Origin of the sequence: Spirillospora sp. NPDC048819 (assembly GCF_040650055.1) — a bacterium.
GTDB lineage: Bacteria > Actinomycetota > Actinomycetes > Streptosporangiales > Streptosporangiaceae > Spirillospora.
Map to the genome: position 1 here is coordinate 31,071 of NZ_JBEZGN010000026.1, position 19,990 is coordinate 51,060.

At 72.5% G+C, this 19,990-nt stretch carries 22 protein-coding genes; 8 read left to right on the plus strand and 14 right to left on the minus strand.

All coding sequences use genetic code 11. The features are described 5' to 3' along the window. Positions 1–162: 162 nt before the first annotated feature. The 4 genes from AB0C35_RS29350 to infC all read right to left on the minus strand — a co-directional run bounded on the left by AB0C35_RS29350 (position 163) and on the right by infC (position 2,397). The gene (locus tag AB0C35_RS29350) at positions 163–978 is read right to left on the minus strand and encodes an RNA methyltransferase (RefSeq protein ID WP_358462580.1); all 816 of its coding nucleotides are present in this window, start codon (positions 976–978) and stop codon (positions 163–165) included. Positions 979–1,012: 34 nt separating this feature from the next. Further along, a complete protein-coding gene (gene rplT / locus AB0C35_RS29355) occupies positions 1,013–1,390 on the minus strand; it encodes a 50S ribosomal protein L20 (protein ID WP_358462584.1) in 378 nt (125 codons plus the stop codon). A 70-nt stretch (positions 1,391–1,460) separates the two neighbouring features. Beyond that, positions 1,461–1,655 carry a 50S ribosomal protein L35 gene (gene rpmI, locus AB0C35_RS29360; protein ID WP_358462586.1) on the minus strand — a complete coding sequence of 65 codons (195 nt, stop codon included), beginning with the start codon at positions 1,653–1,655 and terminating at the stop codon, positions 1,461–1,463. Between the two features lie 193 nt (positions 1,656–1,848). After that, positions 1,849–2,397 carry a translation initiation factor IF-3 gene (gene infC / locus AB0C35_RS29365; RefSeq protein ID WP_131950606.1) on the minus strand — a complete coding sequence of 183 codons (549 nt, stop codon included), beginning with the start codon at positions 2,395–2,397 and terminating at the stop codon, positions 1,849–1,851. 552 nt (positions 2,398–2,949) lie between these two features. Here infC and AB0C35_RS29370 point away from each other — a divergent pair. Then, a complete protein-coding gene (locus AB0C35_RS29370; RefSeq protein ID WP_358462589.1) occupies positions 2,950–3,444 on the plus strand; it encodes an NUDIX hydrolase in 495 nt (164 codons plus the stop codon). A gap of 13 nt (positions 3,445–3,457) precedes the next feature. Further along, the gene (locus tag AB0C35_RS29375; protein ID WP_358462592.1) at positions 3,458–4,396 is read left to right on the plus strand and encodes a carbohydrate kinase family protein; all 939 of its coding nucleotides are present in this window, start codon (positions 3,458–3,460) and stop codon (positions 4,394–4,396) included. Here the strand turns inward: AB0C35_RS29375 and AB0C35_RS29380 are convergent. Further along, positions 4,372–5,088, minus strand: a complete 717-nt coding sequence (locus tag AB0C35_RS29380; protein ID WP_358462595.1) for a hypothetical protein — start codon at positions 5,086–5,088, stop codon at positions 4,372–4,374. The genes AB0C35_RS29375 and AB0C35_RS29380 overlap by 25 nt on opposite strands. 142 nt (positions 5,089–5,230) lie before the next feature. On the opposite strand from AB0C35_RS29380, the gene AB0C35_RS29385 reads away from it, so the two are divergent. Further along, positions 5,231–6,622 carry a prenyltransferase/squalene oxidase repeat-containing protein gene (locus AB0C35_RS29385; protein WP_358462598.1) on the plus strand — a complete coding sequence of 464 codons (1,392 nt, stop codon included), beginning with the start codon at positions 5,231–5,233 and terminating at the stop codon, positions 6,620–6,622. Between the two features lie 13 nt (positions 6,623–6,635). Here AB0C35_RS29385 and AB0C35_RS29390 read toward each other — a convergent pair whose 3' ends face one another. From AB0C35_RS29390 to AB0C35_RS29420, 7 genes are all read right to left on the minus strand, one after another. Next, entirely contained in the window at positions 6,636–7,484 is an 849-nt protein-coding gene (locus AB0C35_RS29390; protein WP_358462601.1) for a shikimate dehydrogenase, read from the minus strand. A gap of 80 nt (positions 7,485–7,564) precedes the next feature. After that, on the minus strand, positions 7,565–8,728 hold the full coding sequence (gene mltG / locus AB0C35_RS29395; protein WP_358462603.1) for an endolytic transglycosylase MltG: 1,164 nt from the start codon (positions 8,726–8,728) through the stop codon (positions 7,565–7,567). Next, a complete protein-coding gene (gene ruvX, locus AB0C35_RS29400) occupies positions 8,725–9,183 on the minus strand; it encodes a Holliday junction resolvase RuvX (RefSeq protein WP_358462606.1) in 459 nt (152 codons plus the stop codon). The genes mltG and ruvX overlap by 4 nt, the downstream gene beginning before the upstream one ends. A gap of 37 nt (positions 9,184–9,220) precedes the next feature. Next, the gene (alaS, locus tag AB0C35_RS29405; RefSeq protein WP_358462609.1) at positions 9,221–11,890 is read right to left on the minus strand and encodes an alanine--tRNA ligase; all 2,670 of its coding nucleotides are present in this window, start codon (positions 11,888–11,890) and stop codon (positions 9,221–9,223) included. Position 11,891: 1 nt separating this feature from the next. Further along, the gene (locus tag AB0C35_RS29410; protein WP_358462612.1) at positions 11,892–12,212 is read right to left on the minus strand and encodes a hypothetical protein; all 321 of its coding nucleotides are present in this window, start codon (positions 12,210–12,212) and stop codon (positions 11,892–11,894) included. After that, on the minus strand, positions 12,209–12,625 hold the full coding sequence (locus AB0C35_RS29415) for a DUF948 domain-containing protein (protein WP_358462615.1): 417 nt from the start codon (positions 12,623–12,625) through the stop codon (positions 12,209–12,211). The genes AB0C35_RS29410 and AB0C35_RS29415 overlap by 4 nt, the downstream gene beginning before the upstream one ends. Positions 12,626–12,731: 106 nt before the next feature. Further along, positions 12,732–13,994: a replication-associated recombination protein A gene (locus tag AB0C35_RS29420; RefSeq protein ID WP_358462894.1), complete on the minus strand. Its 1,263-nt coding sequence runs from the start codon at positions 13,992–13,994 to the stop codon at positions 12,732–12,734. A 282-nt stretch (positions 13,995–14,276) separates the two neighbouring features. On the opposite strand from AB0C35_RS29420, the gene AB0C35_RS29425 reads away from it, so the two are divergent. The 4 genes from AB0C35_RS29425 (at position 14,277) to AB0C35_RS29440 (ending at position 16,684) form a co-directional block, all read left to right on the plus strand. Continuing rightward, positions 14,277–14,732 (plus strand): hypothetical protein, encoded by a 456-nt coding sequence (locus AB0C35_RS29425; protein ID WP_358462618.1) that lies wholly within the window; start codon positions 14,277–14,279, stop codon positions 14,730–14,732. A gap of 99 nt (positions 14,733–14,831) precedes the next feature. Then, positions 14,832–15,446 carry a DUF3105 domain-containing protein gene (locus tag AB0C35_RS29430; protein ID WP_358462621.1) on the plus strand — a complete coding sequence of 205 codons (615 nt, stop codon included), beginning with the start codon at positions 14,832–14,834 and terminating at the stop codon, positions 15,444–15,446. Further along, entirely contained in the window at positions 15,443–16,054 is a 612-nt protein-coding gene (locus AB0C35_RS29435; RefSeq protein WP_358462624.1) for a DUF305 domain-containing protein, read from the plus strand. Before AB0C35_RS29430 ends, AB0C35_RS29435 begins: the two co-directional genes overlap by 4 nt. A gap of 66 nt (positions 16,055–16,120) precedes the next feature. After that, positions 16,121–16,684 carry a TIGR03086 family metal-binding protein gene (locus AB0C35_RS29440; protein ID WP_358462627.1) on the plus strand — a complete coding sequence of 188 codons (564 nt, stop codon included), beginning with the start codon at positions 16,121–16,123 and terminating at the stop codon, positions 16,682–16,684. 251 nt (positions 16,685–16,935) lie between these two features. Here the strand turns inward: AB0C35_RS29440 and AB0C35_RS29445 are convergent, their stop codons facing one another. Together AB0C35_RS29445 and AB0C35_RS29450 are read right to left on the minus strand one after the other, a co-directional pair. Continuing rightward, a complete protein-coding gene (locus tag AB0C35_RS29445; protein ID WP_358462630.1) occupies positions 16,936–18,171 on the minus strand; it encodes a DUF349 domain-containing protein in 1,236 nt (411 codons plus the stop codon). Positions 18,172–18,244: 73 nt separating this feature from the next. Then, positions 18,245–19,027 carry a peptidylprolyl isomerase gene (locus AB0C35_RS29450; protein WP_358462633.1) on the minus strand — a complete coding sequence of 261 codons (783 nt, stop codon included), beginning with the start codon at positions 19,025–19,027 and terminating at the stop codon, positions 18,245–18,247. Positions 19,028–19,238: 211 nt separating this feature from the next. Here AB0C35_RS29450 and AB0C35_RS29455 point away from each other — a divergent pair, with 211 nt between their 5' ends. Beyond that, positions 19,239–19,979 (plus strand): MBL fold metallo-hydrolase, encoded by a 741-nt coding sequence (locus AB0C35_RS29455; RefSeq protein WP_358462636.1) that lies wholly within the window; start codon positions 19,239–19,241, stop codon positions 19,977–19,979. The last annotated feature ends 11 nt before the right edge of the window (positions 19,980–19,990 follow it).

Genomic DNA, 19,990 nt, shown 5'->3' on the forward strand with positions numbered 1-19,990 from the left:
CCTGCGAATGAGGCCCGCGCGGCGGCAGGCCCCCTGCCCCCCGCACGCGCGCAGACCATCTTCCCAGCTCACCGGCCGGAAAGCGGCGCCTGAGGCGACCGATTGCGGCCATCCGATCACGGTTCGCATTGAACCACCGCGACCGTCTTCACGTGCGGTTCGTCACGTCCCGCGCTGTGCGCGGGCCGAGGCGTACAGGCATACGGCCGCGGCCGTCGCCAGGTTCAGGCTCTCGGCGCGCCCGTAGATGGGCACCCGCACGACCTCGTCGACGTGCTCGAGGATCTCGTCCGGGAGCCCCCAGGCCTCGTTCCCGAACACCCAGGCGGTGGGCCGCGCGAGCAGGCCCTCGTCGATCGCGTCGTCCAGGGTCCGGTCGCCGGCGCCGTCGGCGGCGAGGACGGTGAGCCCCGCGCCCTTCAGCTCGGCGATCAGCGGGCCGAAGCGCGGGCCGACGACGACCGGCAGGTGGAACAGGCTGCCCGCCGAGGCGCGCACGCACTTGCCGTTGTAGGGGTCGACGGACGCGTCGGTGAACACGACCGTCTCCGAACCGGCGGCGTCGGCGGTGCGCAGGACGGTCCCCGCGTTGCCGGGGTCGCGGACGTGCGCGAGGACGGTCACCAGCCGGGGACCGGCCTCCAGCGCCTTGCCCAGCGGGACGTCGACGAACTCGCAGACCGCCAGCAGCCCCTGCGGGGTGACGGTCTGGGCGAGTTCGGCCATGATCTCCCCGCTGACGCGCAGCACCGGCGCGCCCGCGCGCTCGGCGGCGAGCACCAGTTCGGGATGGCGGGCCTCGGCCTCGGCCGTGGTGAACAGCTCGGCGAGGCCGCCGGGGATCTCCAGCGCCTCCCGCACCGCCTGCGGCCCCTCGGCGAGGAACCGGTTCTCACGGCGGCGGAACGCGCGTTTGGCGAGCCGGCGAGCGGCCTTCACCCGCGGTGATCGGAGGGAGGTCAGCTCGCGGCCCGCCATATCGCTGCGATCGCCTGTTCGCCGGGGACCCGGCTCAGGCCGCCTCCGAGCCCTCGGCCGGAAGCGCGTCCTTGGCGACCTGGACCAGGGCGGCGAACGCGGGGGCGTCGTTGACGGCCAGCTCGGCGAGCATGCGCCGGTCGACCTCGATCTCCGCGGCCTTCAGGCCCTGGATGAACCGGTTGTAGGTGATGCCGTTGGCGCGGGCCGCGGCGTTGATCCGCTGGATCCACAGCCGGCGGAACTGGCCCTTGCGGTCCTTGCGGTCCCGGAACGCGTAGGTCATCGAGTGGAGCTGCTGCTCCTTGGCCTTGCGGTACAGGCGCGAACGCTGACCGCGGTAGCCGCTCGACCGCTCCAGGACGACCCGACGCTTCTTGGCGGCGTTGACCGCCCGCTTCACGCGTGCCACGTGATGAACTCCTTCGTGGGGGCCGGGGCCATGCCGACCTCGGCCGGTCGCTGATATGGCAGATCGAGCGCTACTTGCGCAGCAGCTTCTTGATGTTCTTGGCGTCGGCGTCGGCGACCACGGCGGGGCCGGACAGCCGCCGGGTCCGCTTGGACGCCTTGTGCTCGAGCAGGTGGTTCTTGTTGGCGCGGCGGCGCATCACCTTGCCGGAGCCGGTCAGCTTGAAGCGCTTCTTGGCACCGCTGTGTGTCTTGGTCTTCGGCATGGTCGCCGTCGTCTCCTTTATCCCGGCCCACGTGCGGACCGCACCTGGGCGCGCCTGATCGGCGCATCACACGGAGTTCCGCGGACGTGTCCATGGACGCGCCAGGTCAGACTTCAATGTACGTGCGCCGCGACCTCGCTCGCCGCGAGGCCGCGGAGTCGGGACCGCCGCGTGGCCGGTCCCGCAACGGCCGTCAGGCGGTGCTCTCCGCCTCCTGCCCGCGGGCCGTCTTCTTCTTGTGCGGACCGATCACCATGATCATGTTCCGGCCGTCCTGCTTGGGCCGGGACTCGACGAAGCCGAGCTCCTCGACGTCGTCGGCGAGCCGCTGCAGCAGCCGGTAACCGAGCTCGGGACGGGACTGCTCACGGCCACGGAACATGATCGTGACCTTCACCTTGTCCCCGGCCTTCAGGAACCGCACCACGTGACCCTTCTTGGTCTCGTAGTCGTGCGGGTCGATCTTCGGGCGGAGCTTGATCTCCTTGATGACCGTGTGCGCCTGGTTCTTCCGCGCTTCACGCGCCTTCATCGCGGACTCGTACTTGAACTTGCCGTAGTCCATGAGCCTGGCGACGGGCGGACGCGCGGTGGGCGCCACCTCGACCAGATCGAGGTCCGACTCACGCGCGATTTCAAGGGCCTTGGCGATGGGCACTATGCCCACCTGTTCGCCGTTCGGGCCGACGAGACGGACCTCGGGCACGCGAATGCGGTCGTTGATACGCGGTTCGGCGCTGATGGGACCTCCTTGGGGCCGTTCTCAAGTTCGTTGGACCGGTCGTACCCCGAGGCTTCCACAGGAAAAGCCCCGCACGACTCACGTACGGGGCCACCTTCGGTCTCCCTGACGGCCGGGCCGCCGGGGACGACGGCGACACGAGCGCCGTGCGCCCGTTCGCCGGACCGAGAACCCACCGGCCTCATCAGCCGGTCAGGTGGGAGGTGGCCTCCGCTTGTGCGCCCGGTGCGCACCACCGTCGTGGTCGCGCGCACAGGGCCGGTCGACCACCCAGATTACCACCTGCGGGAGCTGGGTGCGCCATGCGAGGGCAACTCGCATGATCTGGATCGGAATGATGCCTGCGTGAGGTACGCCACTGTGCCAACACTCCGGAACGCCCGCCCATTCCCCGGCTCCGGTGAGGCGCGGGAGGCGGCGGTGGCGAGCGTGGCCGGGGCGGGAAGGTGAGGGTGTTCTGGCCCCGCCGGGCCTCTCGGCGTGACGGTCCCGGCTTGTTACGGTGGAGCGTAGACGGCCCGGTGGGGCCGGCACAGGGAGGTAGTTCCCGCGATGCCCTCGGTCCAGGCCGGCACGGCCGGCCCCCTCACCGCCTTGTCACCGATCAGGCTGGAGTTCGCCCAGAAGGCGTTCATCGTGTCCGGCGGACGCCTGCTGCTGGTCCGCAAGTCCGCCTCCGACCCGTTCCACCCGGGCCGCTGGGAGGTGCCCGGCGGGCGGCTGGAGGTGGCGGACGACCTCGACCTGGACGACCACATCCGCCGGGAGGTCTGGGAGGAGGTCGGCCTCAAGATCGACCCGGGTCCGCCGTTCCATCTGTGGCAGTGGTTCATGCCCGACCGCCGGGCGCCCTCCGGCGGGCGGATACGCGTCGTGGCGGCGGCGCGCCGCTGCCGGCCGGTGACCGTGGACACCAGCCTGGAGAACCAGGACTCAGGCGACCACCTGGACGGCTGCGCCTGGGTGCCGCTCGACGAGATCCGGCGCTACGACCTCATCCCGAGCCTGCGCCCGGTGATGCGGGCGTTCCTGGTTCCGCCCCGCTGAGCGCCGCCGCGACATGGCCACGTCCCGATCGCCGGCGCAGTGGCCGGGTCTGGAGGGCGTGGACGAGCGCCGCTTCGAGCTCCTCGTCATCGGCGACGTGGGGATCGAGGTCCGCGCATCGCTCCCGGACGTCCGTTTCACCGATCTGGACGCGGACCGTCTCTGCTACGCCCCGGCGCGGGCCATGGTCGCGGGGACGGCCGTCAACCTGGCCCGGTGCGCGGCCCGCTACTTCCGCCGGGTCGGTGTGCTGGGCAAGGTCGGCGACGACGCCTTCACGCCCGTGATCCGCGGGGAGCTGCGGCGGATCGGCGTGGACGACCGGCTGCGCGTCGAGCCCGGCGCGGCGAACGGCGTCGCGGTGATGCTGCGCGACCGGCCGTGCGGCGGCGGGCCGGGCGCCCGGCTCCTGGTCGTCCGGGACGATCCGCCTGGCCGCCGCCTCGCCGAGCGGGAGGTCCGCGCCGCGGCGGCCGAAATCGGGGCCGCGGACGTGCTGGTGACCGACGGGTACTCGCTGCTGTCGCCGGTCTCGCGGGCGGCGCTGCACGCGGCGGCCCGGCTGGCGCGCGCCGCGGGGACGAGGGTCGCGTTCGACCTCGTCCCGCACGACGTCGACGCACGGCTCCCGGCGGACGGCGTGCTGCCGATGCTGGCGCTGTCGGATCTCGTCATCTCCGAGGCCCCCACGCTGGCGCGGCTGCTCGGCCGCCCGGTGGAGGCCGGCGGCCAGGGGGTGCGGGACCTGCTGCCGGTTCTGGACCGGGCGGTGCCGGGCCGCCCGCTGTGGCTGCTGCGCTTCGGCGCCACGTCCCTTGAGCGGGTGGTGGCGTACCAGCGGGAACGGCTGCTGCTGGAGTACCCGACCGGATACGGGGACGGTGTGGAGCGGGCGGGGTTCGGCGACCGGCTGGCCGCGGCCGAGCTCTACTGGTGGCTGTCGGGACCGTGACCGTCCTCCGGGACTCCTTCCGCCAGGACCGCGGCGGCTCCGCGCAGCGCCTGGAGGGTGCGGAGGAAGCGGCGTCTGCTGCCCGGCAGCCCGAACGTCTCCTGCCAGCGCCACGTCCGGCCGGGTCCGGCGGCGGTGACGGCCCAGCGCAGGTATTGGCTTCGTACGCCGTCACCGGGGTGGACGGTCGCGATGCCGTCCTCCTCAATCAGGAGGTAGGAGCGGCCGGTGCGAAGCCAGGCTCGCAGGGTGGCGTGGTCGGCGGGCGCTCCGGGATGCCCCTGAGCCTCCACCGCCGCCCGGACGCCGTGTGCTCCGGGCAGCAGGTGCCAGTGCGCGTGGTCGATGCAGGCGCCGCCGCCCTGGGGGACGGCCGGGCCGTGCTCGAACAGCAGCAGCTCGCCGCTTCCGTACGCCTCGCGGTAGAGGCGGGCGACGCGGTCACGCCATGCCAAGGCGCGTTCCCACAAGTCCCGGCCGAACGCGCCGGCGCACTGGTGGTGTTCGCGCGTCACCAGCAGCACGTGCCCCTCGGTGAGCGGCGCCACGTCCGGCATCAGGAGGAAGTCGCCGTCGCGGGCGATGACTCCCGACTCCCCCGGGAGGTCGGCCATGGCGTTGAACCGGAACCGCAGAGGCGGGCACAGCACGCACTCGTGAACGGGCTCGTCCCGCACCGTCGGCTCGGCCAAGCCTCCTCCAGGTCCCGGACACTCTCCTTTCAAAATGCCCGGTGCCCGGTACCGGTGCTCTGTACGGCCGCGGACACAGACATGGAACCCACGGGGTACAAAGCCTGGCCTGACGGGAACAAAGGGAGCAGAAGGCGACACCGTGAATCAGACACCTCCGCTCCCCGCACCGGCCCCCCGCACCGGCCGCCCCCGCGGCGCAGGCATCCGGGGCGCGTCCCCGCCCGCCGACGTCCCCTCGATCGACATGGCGGTGCTGCAGACCCGGCTGAACGAGTCGCTGGACGTCCTGCGCGACACCTACGCGCCCGCGCTCGGCTCCGGCGGCGGCTGGTACCACGAGCTGACACGGCCCGAGCCGGGCACGACCGCGACGGCGCTCGGGCTGCTGGCGTTCGTCGAGGCGGGCCGGCCGTTCGAGTACTTCGACGACGGCCTCGCCTTCCTCGCCGCGCGGCAGACCACGTCCGGCGACGCGCTGCGGGACGGCGGCTGGGCCACCAAGACCAGCCTCGGCATGCCGGTGGTGGAGGCGACCGGCTGGATCGCGCGGTTCCTGGCCCGCGCCCGCTGCGACATGCGCGACGACGCGCCCGACCTCGAACGCGCCTACCAGTGGCTGGTGCACAACCAGAATCCCGACGGCGGGTGGGGGTCGCTGCACGGCTGCCGGTCGCGGGTGTGGCTGACGTGCCTGGCGCTCCGCGCGCTCAGCCAGCTCAACCCCTACGACCCGGCGGTCGACCGGGGCGTGGAGTGGCTGACCGCGGACCGGACCGCGCACCGTCCCGGCTGGGGACCGACGCAGGAGTCCCGGCCCACCGTCACCCACACCGCGTTCGCGCTGGTGACGCTGGCCGAGGCGCGGCCGGACCTGGCGACCGAGCGGCTGCTGGACGCCTACGACTGGCTGCTGGAACACCTCGACCCCGACGACGACCACACGTGGATCGAGACCTACGACGTCTCGCCGCACGGGGCCGGGTCCAAGCCCGTGTGGCGGCTGGCCCTCTGGCACTACGGCCTGCCGATCGCGCTCACCGCGCTGCTGCGCGACCCGCGCGGGCCGCACGGCCCGGCCGTCGCCCGGACGTTCCGCACACTGGTCCGCGGCGAGGTCGCCGACCCGCGCTGGAACGGCTACCCGGGCAGCGGGCGCACATCGCTGTGGACGCTGTGGTGGCGGCTGGAGGCGCTGATCGCGCTCACCCGGACCCCGCTCGCCGGGAACGCCGACGTGCTGCACTGGCTGCCGGACGCGACCGTCGTGCAACGCGCCCACGCGCGGGAACGTCCGCTGGCGGCGCTGCTGCCGCACCGCCGCCTCATCGATCCGGCGGCACTCGCTCGGCGGCACTGGGCGGCGCTGCTCCTGGGCCTGGTGTGCGCCGGCAGCGCGTTCGGCGTCGCCCTCGGCGCGTGGGGGTGGAAGGACTTCTGGCTGAGCGTGATCCTGCCCGTCATCCTCACCAGCATCGACGAGTCGGTGAAGCGGCGCCGCACCCCGCGCGGGCCGCCCCCCGCCCCGCCGTGAACCTCCGGGGCGGTCAGGCGCGGCGGGCCAGCTCCGCCTCCCCCGCCGCCCGCATCGCCTCCACCGGCACGTCGTCGCGGCCGGTCATCAGCGCCACCTGCCGGACGGCCTGGTGCAGCAGCATCCCGAACCCGCCGACGACCGTCCCGCCGGCCCGCCCGACCGCGGCCGCGAGCGCCGTGGGCCACGGCGCGTACACCACATCGAACAGGGCGGCGCCCGAGGCGGCGACCGGCCCGGCGAACGCGTCCGCCGCCCGCCCCGGCAGCGTCGACACCACCAGCTCGGCGGCCGGCAGGTGCGCGGCCACCTGGTCGAGCGTCACGACCCGGACCGCGAGCCCGCACCGCTCCCCCGCCTCGGCCGCGCCGGCGGCGCGTTCCGGCGTCCGCACCGCGAGGACCGCCTCGTCCATGCCGAGCCCGGCCAGCGCGGCCAGCGCGGACGCCGCGGTCGCGCCGCCGCCCAGCACCAGCGCGGACGCCCCGCCGCCCGGCCCGGACGCCTTCACACCCGCCTCCGTCAGCGCCGCCACGATGCCGTGCACGTCGGTGTTGTCGCCGTGGCGCCGCCCGTCCCGCAGGACGATCGTGTTGACGCCGCCGACCGTCACCGCCAGGTCCGACACCGTGTCCACCAGGTCCAGCGCGACGCGCTTGAGCGGCATGGTCAGCGACAGGCCGGCCCATTCCGGACCGAGACCGTCCAGCAGCGCCGCGAGCTTCTCCTCGCCGCACTCGATCGCGTCGTAGGACCACCCGTCCAAGCCCATCGCGGCGTACGCCGCCCGGTGCAGCACCGGCGACAGCGAATGCGCGATCGGCGACCCCAGGACCGCGGCACGCCGCCCCGTCTCCCCCACTGCCACTCCCTCAGCACAGTCGAAGGGGCGCGGCGGAGGCCCGCCGCGCCCGCCCGTCGTTTCCGGGTCGCCCACCCGGGTCAGTTGCCCGGATTCGCCCGCTGCCAGGCCCGGAACTTCTTCTCCAGTTCCAGCTGCTGCTCATAGGTCGTGGCGAACTCGGTGATCTTGCGGGTGGGGTCGGTCGTGACGAAGAACAGCCACGTCCCCTCCTTCGGCTCCAGCGCCGCCTCGATCGCCGCGCTCCCCGGATTGCCGATCGGACCCGGCGGCAGGCCCTTGTACTTGTAGGTGTTGTACGGGGAGTCGTACTCGAGGTCCTTGTTGGTCACCGTGAGCGTCCGCTTGCCGAGCGCGTACACGACCGTGCTGTCGAACTGCAGCTTCATGCCCTTGTCGATCCGGTTGTAGATCACCCGGGAGACCTTCGGCAGGTCGCTGGGCCGGGCGCCCTCCGCCTGGATCAGGCTGGCCAGCGTGACGACCGTCCCCGGGTTCAGCCCCGCCTCGCGCGCCTTGCCGACCAGGCCGCTGCTCTCCGCCTCCGCGTTGAAGCGGCTCACCATCTGCTCGAGGATCTGCGCCGCCGACCCGTTCGGGTCGAGGTCGTAGCGGCCCGGGAACAGGTACCCCTCCACCTTGCCCTTCGCGTACGGCGGCAGCCCGAGCCCCTCCGGCTCGTTCGCGGCCGCCTGGAACTCCTTCACCGAGATCCCGGTCTTCTTCGACAGCTGCTCGAAGACCTCGGTGGCGCGCCGCCCCTCCGGGATCGTGATCTGGTTGCCGGCCCGCGACTTCGGGTCGAGCAGCAGCGCCATCGCCGCCGACGACGACATCTTCCGCCGCATCTGGTAGAAGCCCGGCTGGATGCTGGAGGCGCGCGTCTCCTTGTTGTACACCTTGACGAACGCGCGGGAGCTCTTGACGACCTCGTGCTCCTCCAGCGTCGCCCCGATCTTCACGCCGGTGGCGCCGTCCTTGATCTGGACCGTGACATTCCCGGTGCCGTCGCCGTCGTAGTCCGGCGGGTTACGCCGGTTGTCCAGCCACGCGTACCCCAGCACCCCGCCGGTGCCGAACACCGCCACCAGGAACGCCATCGCGAACAGCGCCGCCGCCCGGCCGTTGCGCCGTCGCTGCTTCTGCCGCTTGCGGGCGCGCCGCTTGTCCTTCCTGCCGGACCGTTCGTACGGCGGCGGCCGCCCGTCGCCGTACGGATCTGAGAAAAGGTCCAAATCGTTCATGAGCTCCCCCGGACGATCTCTCCCGGGGGGCTTCCAGTCAACCGTTCCGCGTCGAGGACCGCCTGGAGCAGGACCGCCGCGGCGGCCTGGTCGACGACCTTGCGCCGGGCCCTTCCGTGCACGCCGCCGGCCCGCAGGCCGCTCTCGGCGGTGACGGTGGTGAGCCTCTCGTCGTGCAGCCGGACCGTCCCCGGGGGGAGACGGTCCGCGAGCCGGTCCGCGAACCTGCGCGCCGCCTGCGCCGCCGGGCCCTCCCGGCCCGACAGCGACGTCGGCAGCCCCACGACCACCTCGATCGCCTCATGTTCGGCGACGAGCTCCACAAGCCGGTCGATGTCCCCTTTGCCGCTCTTCACGGTCTCCAAAGGGGAGGCGAGAATCCCGTCCGGGTCGCACCGCGCGACCCCGACCCGCACGCTCCCCACATCAACTCCCAACCGGACGCCCCGCCTCATCGCGTCGGCTCCGGTCGCCTACCCCGAAACGCCGGGCTCACGCGGCCCCTACGGCTCGTTCGACCGCCGCCAGCGCGTCGCCGATGGCGGCGGCGTCCGCGCCGCCGCCCTGGGCGAGGTCGTCCTTGCCGCCGCCGCCTCCGCCGAGGGCCTTGGCGGCGAGTCCGACGAGCCCGCCCGCCTTGAGGCCGCGCTCGCGGGCGCCCTCGGTGACGGCGACGACCACGACCGGACGGTCCTTCGGCACGCCGGCGACCATGACGACGGCGGGCCGGGCGATGAGCCGTCCCCGGATGTCGACGGCGAGCTTGCGCAGGTCGTCGGCACCGGTGCCGTCGGGGGCGCGGTGGCCCGCGAACGCGATGCCGCCGAGGTCCTTGGCGGCGTCGGCGAGCGACCCCGCGATGGCGAGGACCTGCTGGGACCGGAGCTTGTCCAGTTCCTTCTCGGCGTCGCGGAGCCGGGTGACGACGCCGGAGACGCGCTCGGGCAGCTCCTCCTTGCGCGCCTTCATCTGCTCGGCGAGCTGCGCCACCAGGACGCTCTCGCGGGCCAGGAAACGGAACGCGTCGATGCCGACGAGGGCCTCGACGCGGCGGACGCCCGCGCCGATCGACGACTCGCCCAGCACCTTGATCAGGCCGAGCTGCCCGGACCGGGCGACGTGGGTGCCGCCGCACAGCTCGCGGGAGTAGTCGCCGACCTCCACGACCCGGACCTCGTCGCCGTACTTCTCGCCGAACAGGGCGAGCGCGCCCATCGCGCGGGCCTCGTCGATCGAGGTGTGGAAGGCGCGGACGTCCAGGTCGCCGACCAGCACCTCGTTGACCTCGTCCTCGACGTCGCGCAGCACGCTCACGGGGACGGCGCCGGACGCGGTGAAGTCGAACCGGAACCGGCCGGGCGAGTTCTCCGACCCGGCCTGCGCCGCGGACTCGCCGAGCGCGCGGCGGAACCCGGCGTGCACCATGTGGGTCGCGGTGTGCGAGCGGGAGATCGCCCGGCGCCGCTCCACGTCGACCTCGGCGTGCGCGGAGTCGCCGGCCTGCGCCTCGCCGCTGCGGACGCGCCCGCGGTGCACGATGAGGCCCGGCAGCGGGGCCTGCACGTCGGTCACCTCGATGACGGCGCCGTTGCCGAGCCGGATCAGGCCGTGGTCGGCGAGCTGCCCGCCGCCCTCGGCGTAGAACGGGGTGCGGTCGAGGACGACCTCGACCTCGGTGCCCTCCCCGGCGGCGGGCGCGCTGGCGCCGCTCACCAGCAGGCCCACGAGGCGGGCGTCGCCGAGCAGGTGACCGTAGCCGATGAAGTCGACCTGACCGCCGGCGCCGGTGAGGAGCTCGTCGAGGACGGAGACGTCCAGGTTGCCGGTCCGCTTGTCGCGGGCGTCCTTCTTGGCGCGATCGCGCTGCTCGAGCATGAGCCGCCGGAAGCCCTCCTCGTCCACCTGGAGGCCCTGCTCGGACGCCATCTCCAGGGTGAGGTCGATCGGGAAGCCGTAGGTGTCGTGCAGCTTGAACGCCTGCTCGCCGGCGAGCGTCGCGCCGCCGGACCGCCTGGCGTCCTCGACGGCGGTGTCGAAGATGGCGGTGCCGGTGCGCAGCGTCTGGAGGAAGGAGTCCTCCTCGGCGTCGATGACGGTGTGGATGTTCGCGGCGGTGCGCACCAGCTCGGGGTACTGCTCGCCCATCGCGCCGATCGCGGCGGCGGTCAGCTCGTGCATGAGGCCCGCGTCCTGGCCGCCGAGCAGCCGCAGGTTGCGGATGGAGCGGCGCAGGATGCGGCGCAGCACGTAGCCGCGGCCCTCGTTGCCGGGGCGGATGCCGTCCGCGACCATCATCGTCCCGCTGCGGACGTGGTCGGCGACGACGCGCAGCGACACGTCGGAGCGGTGGTCGCGGCCGTACACGGCGCCGGTCAGCCCGGCGGCGCGGTCCAGGACCCGCCACAGGGTGTCGGTCTCGTAGATGTTGTCGACGCCCTGAAGGATCGCCGCCATGCGCTCAAGGCCCATGCCGGTGTCGATGTTCTTGGCGGGCAGTTCGCCGAGGATCGGGAAGTCGGTCTTGCTGTCCCCCGGCCCCCGCTCGAACTGCATGAAGACGAGGTTCCACACTTCCAGGTAGCGGTCCTCGTCGGCGACCGGGCCGCCCTCGCGCCCGTACGCGGGGCCGCGGTCGTAGTAGATCTCCGAGCAGGGGCCGCACGGGCCGGGGACGCCCATCGACCAGAAGTTGTCCTCCATGCCGCGCCGCTGGATGCGGTCGAGGGGGACGCCGACCTTGCCGTGCCAGATGTTGCGGGCCTCATCGTCGTCGTCGAAGACGGTGACCCACAGCTTCTCCTCCGGGAACCCGAAGCCGCCCTCGTCCCGCGGCCGGGTCAGCAGCTCCCAGGCGAACGGGATCGCCTGCTCCTTGAAGTAGTCCCCGATGGAGAAGTTGCCCAGCATCTGGAAGAACGTGGCGTGCCGGGTGGTCTTGCCGACCTCTTCGATGTCCGGCGTCCGCACGCATTTCTGCGCGCTGGTCATGCGCTGGGACGGCGGGGTGCGCTGGCCGAGGAAGTACGGCTTGAACGGGACCATGCCGGCGTTGACCAGCAGCAGGGTCGGGTCCTCGGCGACCAGGCTTGCCGAGGGCACCACCAGGTGCCCGCGCTCCTCGAAGAACGTGAGGAAGCGGCGTGCGACCTCTGCCGACTCCATATCAGTGGCCATCCTTGTCGTTATCGATGATCGTGTAGCGCGCCTTGAGCACCCGGCGCGGCCGGGGCACTTCGGCGTCCGGCGGAGCCTGGTCCATGCGGACGGCCTCGCGCAACTCCTCTTCACGGGCACGCATCTCGGTACGTACGTCCGAGGCGAAATGCCTCAATCGCTCGCCCGCGCCCTGCCCGGTCGACACGGCCCGCGCGGCGACCCCCTCGGGGGACCACGCGCGCGCGATCCGCTCGACGCGGCGCTTGACGCGGTGCGAGACGTAGACGCCGGCACCCGCGCCCACCGAGATCCAGAACAGCCGCCTCATCCGCGTCCCTTACCCGGGGAGCGGGCCTGCAGCTGCCGCCGGCCGGACTCGGGCGGGGCGTCGCCGTCCCGGCTGCCGAGGGCCTTGCGGACCCCGTAGGAGAACGCGGCGGCCTTCACCAGCGGGCCGCCCACCACCGAGGTCATGACGGTGGTGACGGCCGAGACGTTCTGGGTGACGCCGGCGACCTGCTTGGTGATGACGTCGGTGCGGCCGAGCTGCTCGTTGGCGCGCGTCACCGTCCGGGTCATGTCGTCCATCAGCGGGCCGGCCTGGTCGCCGATGTCGTGGACGACCTTGGTCGCCTCGCCGAGGAGACGGGAGAGCTTCAGCAGGGTGAGCGCGATGAACGAGACGAGCACCGCCCAGAACACCGCCACGATGAGACCTGCCAACTGTCCACCAGTGAGCATCAGGGCTTTCCGTTCGCGTGAGTTCGGCTCGGGGGCCGGGCATGGCGTGAAAGACCTTACCGGTCAACCGGCCCGCTTGCCGGGAGCACCGGCCGGGGAAGACGGGTCATTGCCGGTCCCCGGAGCCGCGCAGAACCGAGCGGATCCGCGCGAGGACCTCGGTGAACCGGGATTCGGCGCCGTGCCTGGTCGGGCGATAGTACTCCCGTCCGTTCACCGCGTCAGGGGCGTACTGCTGCCTGACCACCCCACCGGGATGGTCGTGCGCGTACTTGTAGCCCTCCCCGTGCCCGACCTTGGCCGCGCCCTTGTAGTGGGCGTCGCGCAGATGGCCGGGGACGGGCCCGGCGAGCCCCTTGCGCACGTCTCCGAGCGCCCCGTCCACCGCCCTGATCACCGCGTTGGACTTGGGGGCCAGGGACAGGTGGATCACCGCCTGGGCGAGGTTGATGCGGGCCTCGGGCAGGCCGACGAACTCCACCGCCTGCGCCGCGGCGACCGCCGTCTGCAGCGCGGTCGGGTCGGCCATGCCGACGTCCTCGCTGGCGTGGACGATCAGCCGCCGGGCGATGAACCGCGGATCCTCCCCGGCCTCGATCATGCGGGCGAGGTAGTGCAGCGCCGCGTCGACGTCGCTGCCGCGGATGCTCTTGATGAACGCGCTGATCACGTCGTAGTGCTGGTCGCCCTCGCGGTCGTAGCGGACGGCGGCCCGGTCGACGGCCTTCTCCAGGACGTCGGCGTCGATCACCGCGCCGTCCTCGACCACCAGCGCGGCCGCCTCCAGGTAGGTGAGGGCGCGCCGGGCGTCGCCGCCGGCCAGCCGGATGAGATGATCCTCGGCGGCGGGGTCGAGGCCGGCCGCGCCGTTCAGCCCGCGCTCCTCGGCGAGCGCCCGGCGGATCACCTCGCGCAGGTCGTCCTCGCCGAGCGGTTCCAGCGTGAGCAGCAGCGAGCGCGACAGCAGCGGGCTGATGACGGAGAAGAACGGATTCTCGGTGGTGGCGCCGATGAAGGAGACCCAGCGGTTCTCCACCGCGGGCAGGAGCGCGTCCTGCTGCGCCTTGTTGAAACGGTGGACCTCGTCGACGAACATGACGGTCTGCCGTCCCGTCATGCCGAGCTCTCGCCTGGCCAGGTCGATCTCCGCGCGGACGCGTTTGACGCCGTCGCTGACCGCGGAGATCTCCACGAACCGCCTGGAGGTGACCTGGCTGACGACCGTGGCGAGGGTGGTCTTGCCCGTGCCCGGCGGCCCCCACAGGACCAGCGACATCGGCACGTCCCGGTCGACGAGCTGCCTGATCGGGGTGCCGGGGCCGAGCAGATGGGCCTGGCCGACGACTTCGTCCAGCGCGCGGGGACGCATCCGCACGGCCAGGGGCTGCCCCGCCCCTCCGGTGCCGGCGGCCGGGGCAGCACGATCCGGGGCCGCCCCGCCCGAAGACGGGCCGGCGCCCGGAGCGGCCCCCGCCTCCGACGGCGCGTCGAAAAGGCCCTCCGGCTCGCCCGATTCCGCCCTTCTGGTCACGCTCCGACACTATCCGCCGCCGCGGACATCCCCGGCCCTCCCGCCGCGCGGGAACCCGGGACGCGGCTGCGGCGTTGGAACAGCCCGGAAGGCACTTTCGGGAGCGTGACGGTGTCCGGTATGACCCCGCGTCGGCGGCACGGGCTGGCAGGGCTGCTCGCGATCCTCTTCGTCGTGGGCGGGCTCATCTTCAGCTACGGGCTGGGCCATGCGCCCGTGCCTCGCGTGTGCACCGAGCACGCCGTCAGCGCGCCCGCCGGCGCCGCGTCCTTTAGTACCGCGTCCTCCGGTACCGCGTCCTCCTTCGCCGGGGTTCCGCCGCTCCAGGACCTCCAGAGCTCCGCCGCCGGGCCGGCGGCGGAGGCCGCGCCCCTGAAGCAGGAGCCCCCGCTGATCCCGATGAACGCCTGCCTGTGCCTGGCGGTGCTGTTCACCCTCGTCCTGCTCGCGCTGGCCACCGGTCTCGGACGTCCGGTCTTCCGCCTTCCCGCCCGCCTCGGCTGGGCGCTCGCCCCACCCCCCAGAGGCGCGTACACGCCCGCTTTCCGGCCCTCTCTCCAGGTGCTGAGGCTGTAAAGGACCGGCCGTAAGGCCCGGGCTCCGCCATGTCGACGCGACGTGGCGCGCCCTCACGTCCCGTACAGCCCAGCCACACCACCCCGAGAGGACCCGCTCGTGTCCAAGAGCGCCCGCAACAAGGCCGCCAGAAACAACAACGCCCGCAAGAACGCACTCACCCAGACGCAGGTCCCGTGGGGCACCATCGCCTTCTTCACCGTGATCGGCCTGGTGGCGTTCGTCGCCATCGGCTACGCGTTCATGCAGTCCAGGTCGTCCGACGACTCCTCGTCCATCGCCGGCCTGGTGACGAAGGACGACCTGGGCCGCGACCACGTCACCGGCACCGTCGACTACGAGACCGACCCGCCGATGGGCGGCGACCACGACAGCGCCTGGCAGAACTGCGACGGCCGCGTCTACGACTCACCGCTGCGCAACGAGAACGCCGTCCACTCGCTGGAGCACGGCGCCGTCTGGATCACCTACCGTCCCGGACTCGCCGCCGACCAGCTCGACGCGCTCAAGACCAAGGTCACCGGCACCGACTACACGCTCATGAGCCCGTACCCGTCCCTGGACGCCCCGATCGCGCTCAGCGCCTGGGGAAGGCAGATCAAGATCCAGGACGCGTCCGACCCGCGCGTGGACGCGTTCCTGCGCGCCTTCGTGAAGGGCCCGCAGACGCCGGAGCCCGGCGCGGCCTGCGTCGGCGCGAAGGACACACCGTGAGCGGTGAGACGCCCCGGGGACGGCGGCCCGCCGTCGTCCTCGCCGTCCTCGTCCTCCTCACCGGCGCGGCGCTGGTGGCGCTGACCGTGTACCGCTCGGGCGAACCGGGCACGGACGGCCCCGAAGCCGGGTTCGCCCGCGACATGAGCACCCACCACGCCCAGGCGGTGCGGATGTCGTTCATCGTCCGGGACCGGACGGGCGACCGCGACGTCCGCCTCCTGGCCTACGACATCATCAACACCCAGTCGGCGCAGATCGGCATGATGACCGCCTGGCTGGACGAGTGGGGACTGCCCAAGGCCGACCCGGCGGGCCCCATGCGCTGGATGTCCGGGCACGCGGGCCACCGCGGCGGCGCGGCGGCGATGCCGGGGATGGCGACGCGCGAGCAGCTCGCCGACCTGGAGAAGGCGTCCGGCCGCGCCGCCGAGGTGCTGTACCTGCGCCTGATGATCGCCCATCACCGCGGCGGCGTCGACATGGCGGAGGCGGTGCTCACCCTCACCGGCCACGACCGCGTCCGCCGGCTGGCCCGGACGATGGTGGACGGCCAGCGGGCGGAGATCACCCTGATGACCTCGATGCTGCGGAGCCGGGACGCCTGACGGGCCGTGAGGCGGTCTTCGCGATAGCGCTTGACAGGGCGGCCGGTTCGCGCGTCACTGACCACCATGGCTCAGAACCTCAGCGGCTTCCACCGGGCCCTCGATCTCTTCGAGGGCCTGGTGGCCGGTGTTCCCCGGGACGCCTGGGACGCGCCGTCGCCCTGCGAGGGGTGGACCGCCCGGGACGTCGCCGGCCACGTGACCGGCGGCCAGTACCTGATCCGGGCGCTGGCCGGCGGTGAGCCCGAGCCCGACATCGGCCGCGCGCCCGCCCGTTTCGTCCCTGGCGACGTCCTCATGGGCTGGCGGACGGCCCGCAAGGAGTGCGCCGCGGCCCTGACCCCGGCCGCGCTGGGCCGCCCCATCCCGTTCGGCGGCCTGGGCGAACTGCCGCTGGCCGACTATCTGGAGGGCTACATCCTGGAGCCGCTGGTGCACGCCTGGGACCTGGCCAGGTCGACGGGCCAGCCGTCCCGCCTGGACCCCGACCTAGTCCACCACGCGTTCGCGACCGCCCAGGTCATCGCGGCCCCCCTCCGAGCCGAAGGCCACCTGGCCAAGCCCCTCCCGGCCCCCCGGGGCGCCGACGAGCAGACAAGAATGCTCGCCTTCCTAGGCAGAACCCCCTGACCAGATCGCCCGGAGCACCGGTCACGGCGGCGGAGCCGGCGGACCTGAATTTGAACCACGGGCCTGAACCTGAACCACCGGAGCACGGGTCGGGCGGCCGGAGCGAGCCCTGCGAGCGCAGGCCGCCCGACCCGCCGACGCGGACGACCGCAGCGCCACGACACCTACCGCAACGGGCACGACGCCCCGAACCGTGGCGTGAGGATCGCCCGCGTCGCAACGGGGGTTCCAGGGGGTCGCCCCCCTGGGAGTTAAGAGAATTCGGCGAGGGTGCGTTCGGCTTCTTCGAGCCAGGCGCGGCGGGCGGTGAGGGCTTCCTCGGTTTCCTTGACCTCTTTCTCGCGGCCGTTGTCGCGGGCCTTGGTGAGGCGTTTCTCCAGCTGCTCGATGGAGGTGCGCAGCTGGGTGACGGTGGCCTCGGCGCGGGCGCGGGCCTCGGGGTTGGTGCGGCGCCACTCGTTCTCCTCGGCGGCGCGGACGGTCTCCTCGATCTTGCGGAGCCGGCCTTCGAGGCGGTCGCGCTGCTCGCGGGGGACCATGCCGGCGGCCTCCCAGCGCTCCTGGATGCCGCGCAGCGCCTGCCTGGCCTGCCGGACGTCCCTGACGGGCAGCAGCCGTTCGGCTTCGGCGAGGATCTTCTCCTTCTCCTCGGCGTGCTCGCGGAACTCGGCGTCGCGTTCGGCGAACGCGGCGCTGCGGGCCTGGAAGAAGGTGTCCTGGGCTCCTTTGAAACGGGACCAGAGGTCTTCCTCGGCGTCCCGGGAGGCGCGGCCGGCCATCTTCCAGCGGCGCATCAGGTCGCGGTAGGCGGCGGCCGTCTCGCCCCACTCGGTGGAGCCGGAGATCGCCTCGGCCTCGGCGACGAGGCGCTCCTTCTCCCTGCGGGACTCCTCGCGCTGGTCGTCCAGGGTGGCGAAGTAGACCTTGCGGCGCTTGGTGAAGGCGTTGCGGGCGGCCGACAGCCGCTTCCACAGGGCGGTCTCGGTGGGCCGGTCGATGCGGTCGGCGGCCTTCCACTCCTCGACGAGCTGGCGCAGGCGTTCGCCGCCGTTCTTCCAGTGGGTCTCCTCGACGGCGATCCGCTCGGCCTCGGCGACGATCCGCTCCTTGATCTCGCGGGCCTCGTGGCGGTGCTGCTCGCGCTGCGCCTTGACCTCCTCGCGGCGCCGCCCGACCCGCTCGGTGAGGGTGTCCAGGCGCCGCCCGAGGGCGTCGAGGTCGCCGACGGCGTGCGCCTCGGCGACGGCCTCGCGGAGCCGGTCGATGCTCTGCTGGGCCTGCGCGGGCTGCAGATCGGTGGTGCGGACCCGCTGTTCGAGCAGGCCGATCTCGGTGACGAGCGCGTCGTATTTGCGCTTGAAGTAGGCCAGGGCCTCTTCGGGTGCGCCGGCCTGCCAGGATCCGACGACCCGCTCGCCCTCGGACGTCGTGACATACACGGTGCCGTCCTCGTCCACCCGGCCCCAGGGATCGGTCGCGCTGGACACCCTTGCCTCCTGAATCGCGGGTCCGAATGTGCTCAAAGCCACCGGACCCTCCACACCTTAGTATCCCGTTCGCCTATTTCCCGGCGATCGATACGTCCTGGATCGTGACCTTCTTCTTGGGTGCGCCGTCACCCTTCGGGTCCGAACCGCCCTTGGCGATCTTCTGCACGACGTCCAGCCCCTTGGTGATCTTTCCGAACACGGTGTAGTCGGGCTGGAGCTCCGAGTCCTCGTACACCATGAAGAACTGGCTGCCGTTGGAGTCCGGCTGGCGGCTGTGCGCCATGGCGAGCGTGCCCGCGGTGTACTTGGCGCCCTCGGTGTTCTCGTTGGCGAACTGGTAGCCGGGGCCGCCGGCCCCCTCGCCGGTCGGGTCGCCGCACTGCAGGACGTTGAGGCCGCCGCTGGTCAGCCGGTGGCACTCGGTCTTGTCGTAGAAGTTCTTCTCGGCCAGGAACACGAACGAGTTGACGGTGCAGGGCGCGCTCTTGCCGTCCAGCTCCATCACGACGTCGCCGTGGTCGGTCTTGACGGTCGCCTTCACCATTCCCTTGTGGACCGGCTTGGCGGGCGGCGTCCCGAGGTCCTCGGGGGCCCCCGGCACCGACGCCGGATTGTAGGCGCACTCCCCCGGCTTGGCCTGGGGCGTCGCGGACGCCTTCGCGTCCGCCTCGGGCTCGTCGTCCTTGCCGGTGAACGCGACGATCGCCGCCCCGCCGACGACGATGGCGGCCACCGCGGCGGCCGAACTTATGATCTTGAGGCGGCGCGCCTTGGCCGCCTCCTGGGCCCGCCGCTGCTGCTGCCGCTCGTAGCGTTGCCGCGCGAGCTGCTTCTTGCGGTCCTTCCCCGCCACGTGGCTGCTCCTCCGGTGTGATCAGGTGAACGTGCAGCGCATAGTAGCGGTCCCCGAGAGTGAACGCGTCTCCGCTTTCAGGGAGCGCTTTCCCGTCCGCCGAGCGCTTCGGCGGGCGACACGGCGACCGCGCCATCTCGTTCGCGGTGGCCGCGGCCGCGCCGGTACCCTCGGACAAGCCCACCCGAGATGGTTCCAAGGAAGGACGACCGTGCTCGTCGCCGGGTTCCCCGCTGGCTCTTTCGCCGCGAACTGCTATGTCGTGGCCCCCGCCGCGGGTGAGGAATGCGTGATCATCGACCCCGGCCAGGACGCCGAGGCCGGGATCGAGGAGATCCTGCGCGAGCACCGGCTGAAGCCGGTCGCGGTGCTGCTGACGCACGGCCATATCGACCATGTCTGGTCGGTGGCCCCCGTCTGCGGCGCCAAGGACGTGCCCGCCTACATCCATCCGGACGATCGCGACCTGCTCACCGATCCGGCGAAGGGGCTGTCGCTGGGCGCCGGGCAGCAGCTGTTCGGCGGCCTGGAGCTGTCCGAGCCGGACGATGTGAAGGAGCTGGCCGACGGAGCGGCGCTGGAGCTGGCCGGGCTGAGCTTCACCGTCGACCACGCGCCGGGCCATACGCCGGGGTCGGTGACCTTCCGGACGCCGAAGACGCAGGAGGTCCCGGACGTCATGTTCACCGGGGACCTGCTGTTCGCCGGGTCCATCGGGCGCACCGACCTGCCGGGCGGATCGTACGAGGAGATCCTCGCCAGCCTGTCCCGGGTGTGCCTCGCCATGCCCGACGAGACGGCCGTCCTGCCCGGCCACGGGACGCAGACCACAATCGGCCGCGAGCGCGCCACCAACCCGTTCCTCAGCGAGCTTTCGCCGGGGGGTTCAGGAGGGTCGTCCCCCCTGAGCGAGCCGGGGGTTCCGGTGGACGGGCCCAACAAGGGATTCTGAGCAAAAGACGA

Bases quoted from the DNA above. Each gene is read 5' to 3' on its own strand.
- AB0C35_RS29350 (WP_358462580.1), bottom strand. From the start codon at position 978: ATGGCGGGCCGCGAGCTGACCTCCCTCCGATCACCGCGGGTGAAGGCC.
- rpmI (WP_358462586.1), bottom strand. From the start codon at position 1,655: ATGCCGAAGACCAAGACACACAGCGGTGCCAAGAAGCGCTTCAAGCTG.
- AB0C35_RS29370 (WP_358462589.1), top strand. From the start codon at position 2,950: ATGCCCTCGGTCCAGGCCGGCACGGCCGGCCCCCTCACCGCCTTGTCA.
- AB0C35_RS29375 (WP_358462592.1), top strand. From the start codon at position 3,458: ATGGCCACGTCCCGATCGCCGGCGCAGTGGCCGGGTCTGGAGGGCGTG.
- mltG (WP_358462603.1), bottom strand. From the start codon at position 8,728: ATGAACGATTTGGACCTTTTCTCAGATCCGTACGGCGACGGGCGGCCG.
- ruvX (WP_358462606.1), bottom strand. From the start codon at position 9,183: ATGAGGCGGGGCGTCCGGTTGGGAGTTGATGTGGGGAGCGTGCGGGTC.
- alaS (WP_358462609.1), bottom strand. From the start codon at position 11,890: ATGGAGTCGGCAGAGGTCGCACGCCGCTTCCTCACGTTCTTCGAGGAG.
- AB0C35_RS29410 (WP_358462612.1), bottom strand. From the start codon at position 12,212: ATGAGGCGGCTGTTCTGGATCTCGGTGGGCGCGGGTGCCGGCGTCTAC.
- AB0C35_RS29415 (WP_358462615.1), bottom strand. From the start codon at position 12,625: ATGCTCACTGGTGGACAGTTGGCAGGTCTCATCGTGGCGGTGTTCTGG.
- AB0C35_RS29420 (WP_358462894.1), bottom strand. From the start codon at position 13,994: ATGCGTCCCCGCGCGCTGGACGAAGTCGTCGGCCAGGCCCATCTGCTC.
- AB0C35_RS29425 (WP_358462618.1), top strand. From the start codon at position 14,277: ATGACCCCGCGTCGGCGGCACGGGCTGGCAGGGCTGCTCGCGATCCTC.
- AB0C35_RS29440 (WP_358462627.1), top strand. From the start codon at position 16,121: ATGGCTCAGAACCTCAGCGGCTTCCACCGGGCCCTCGATCTCTTCGAG.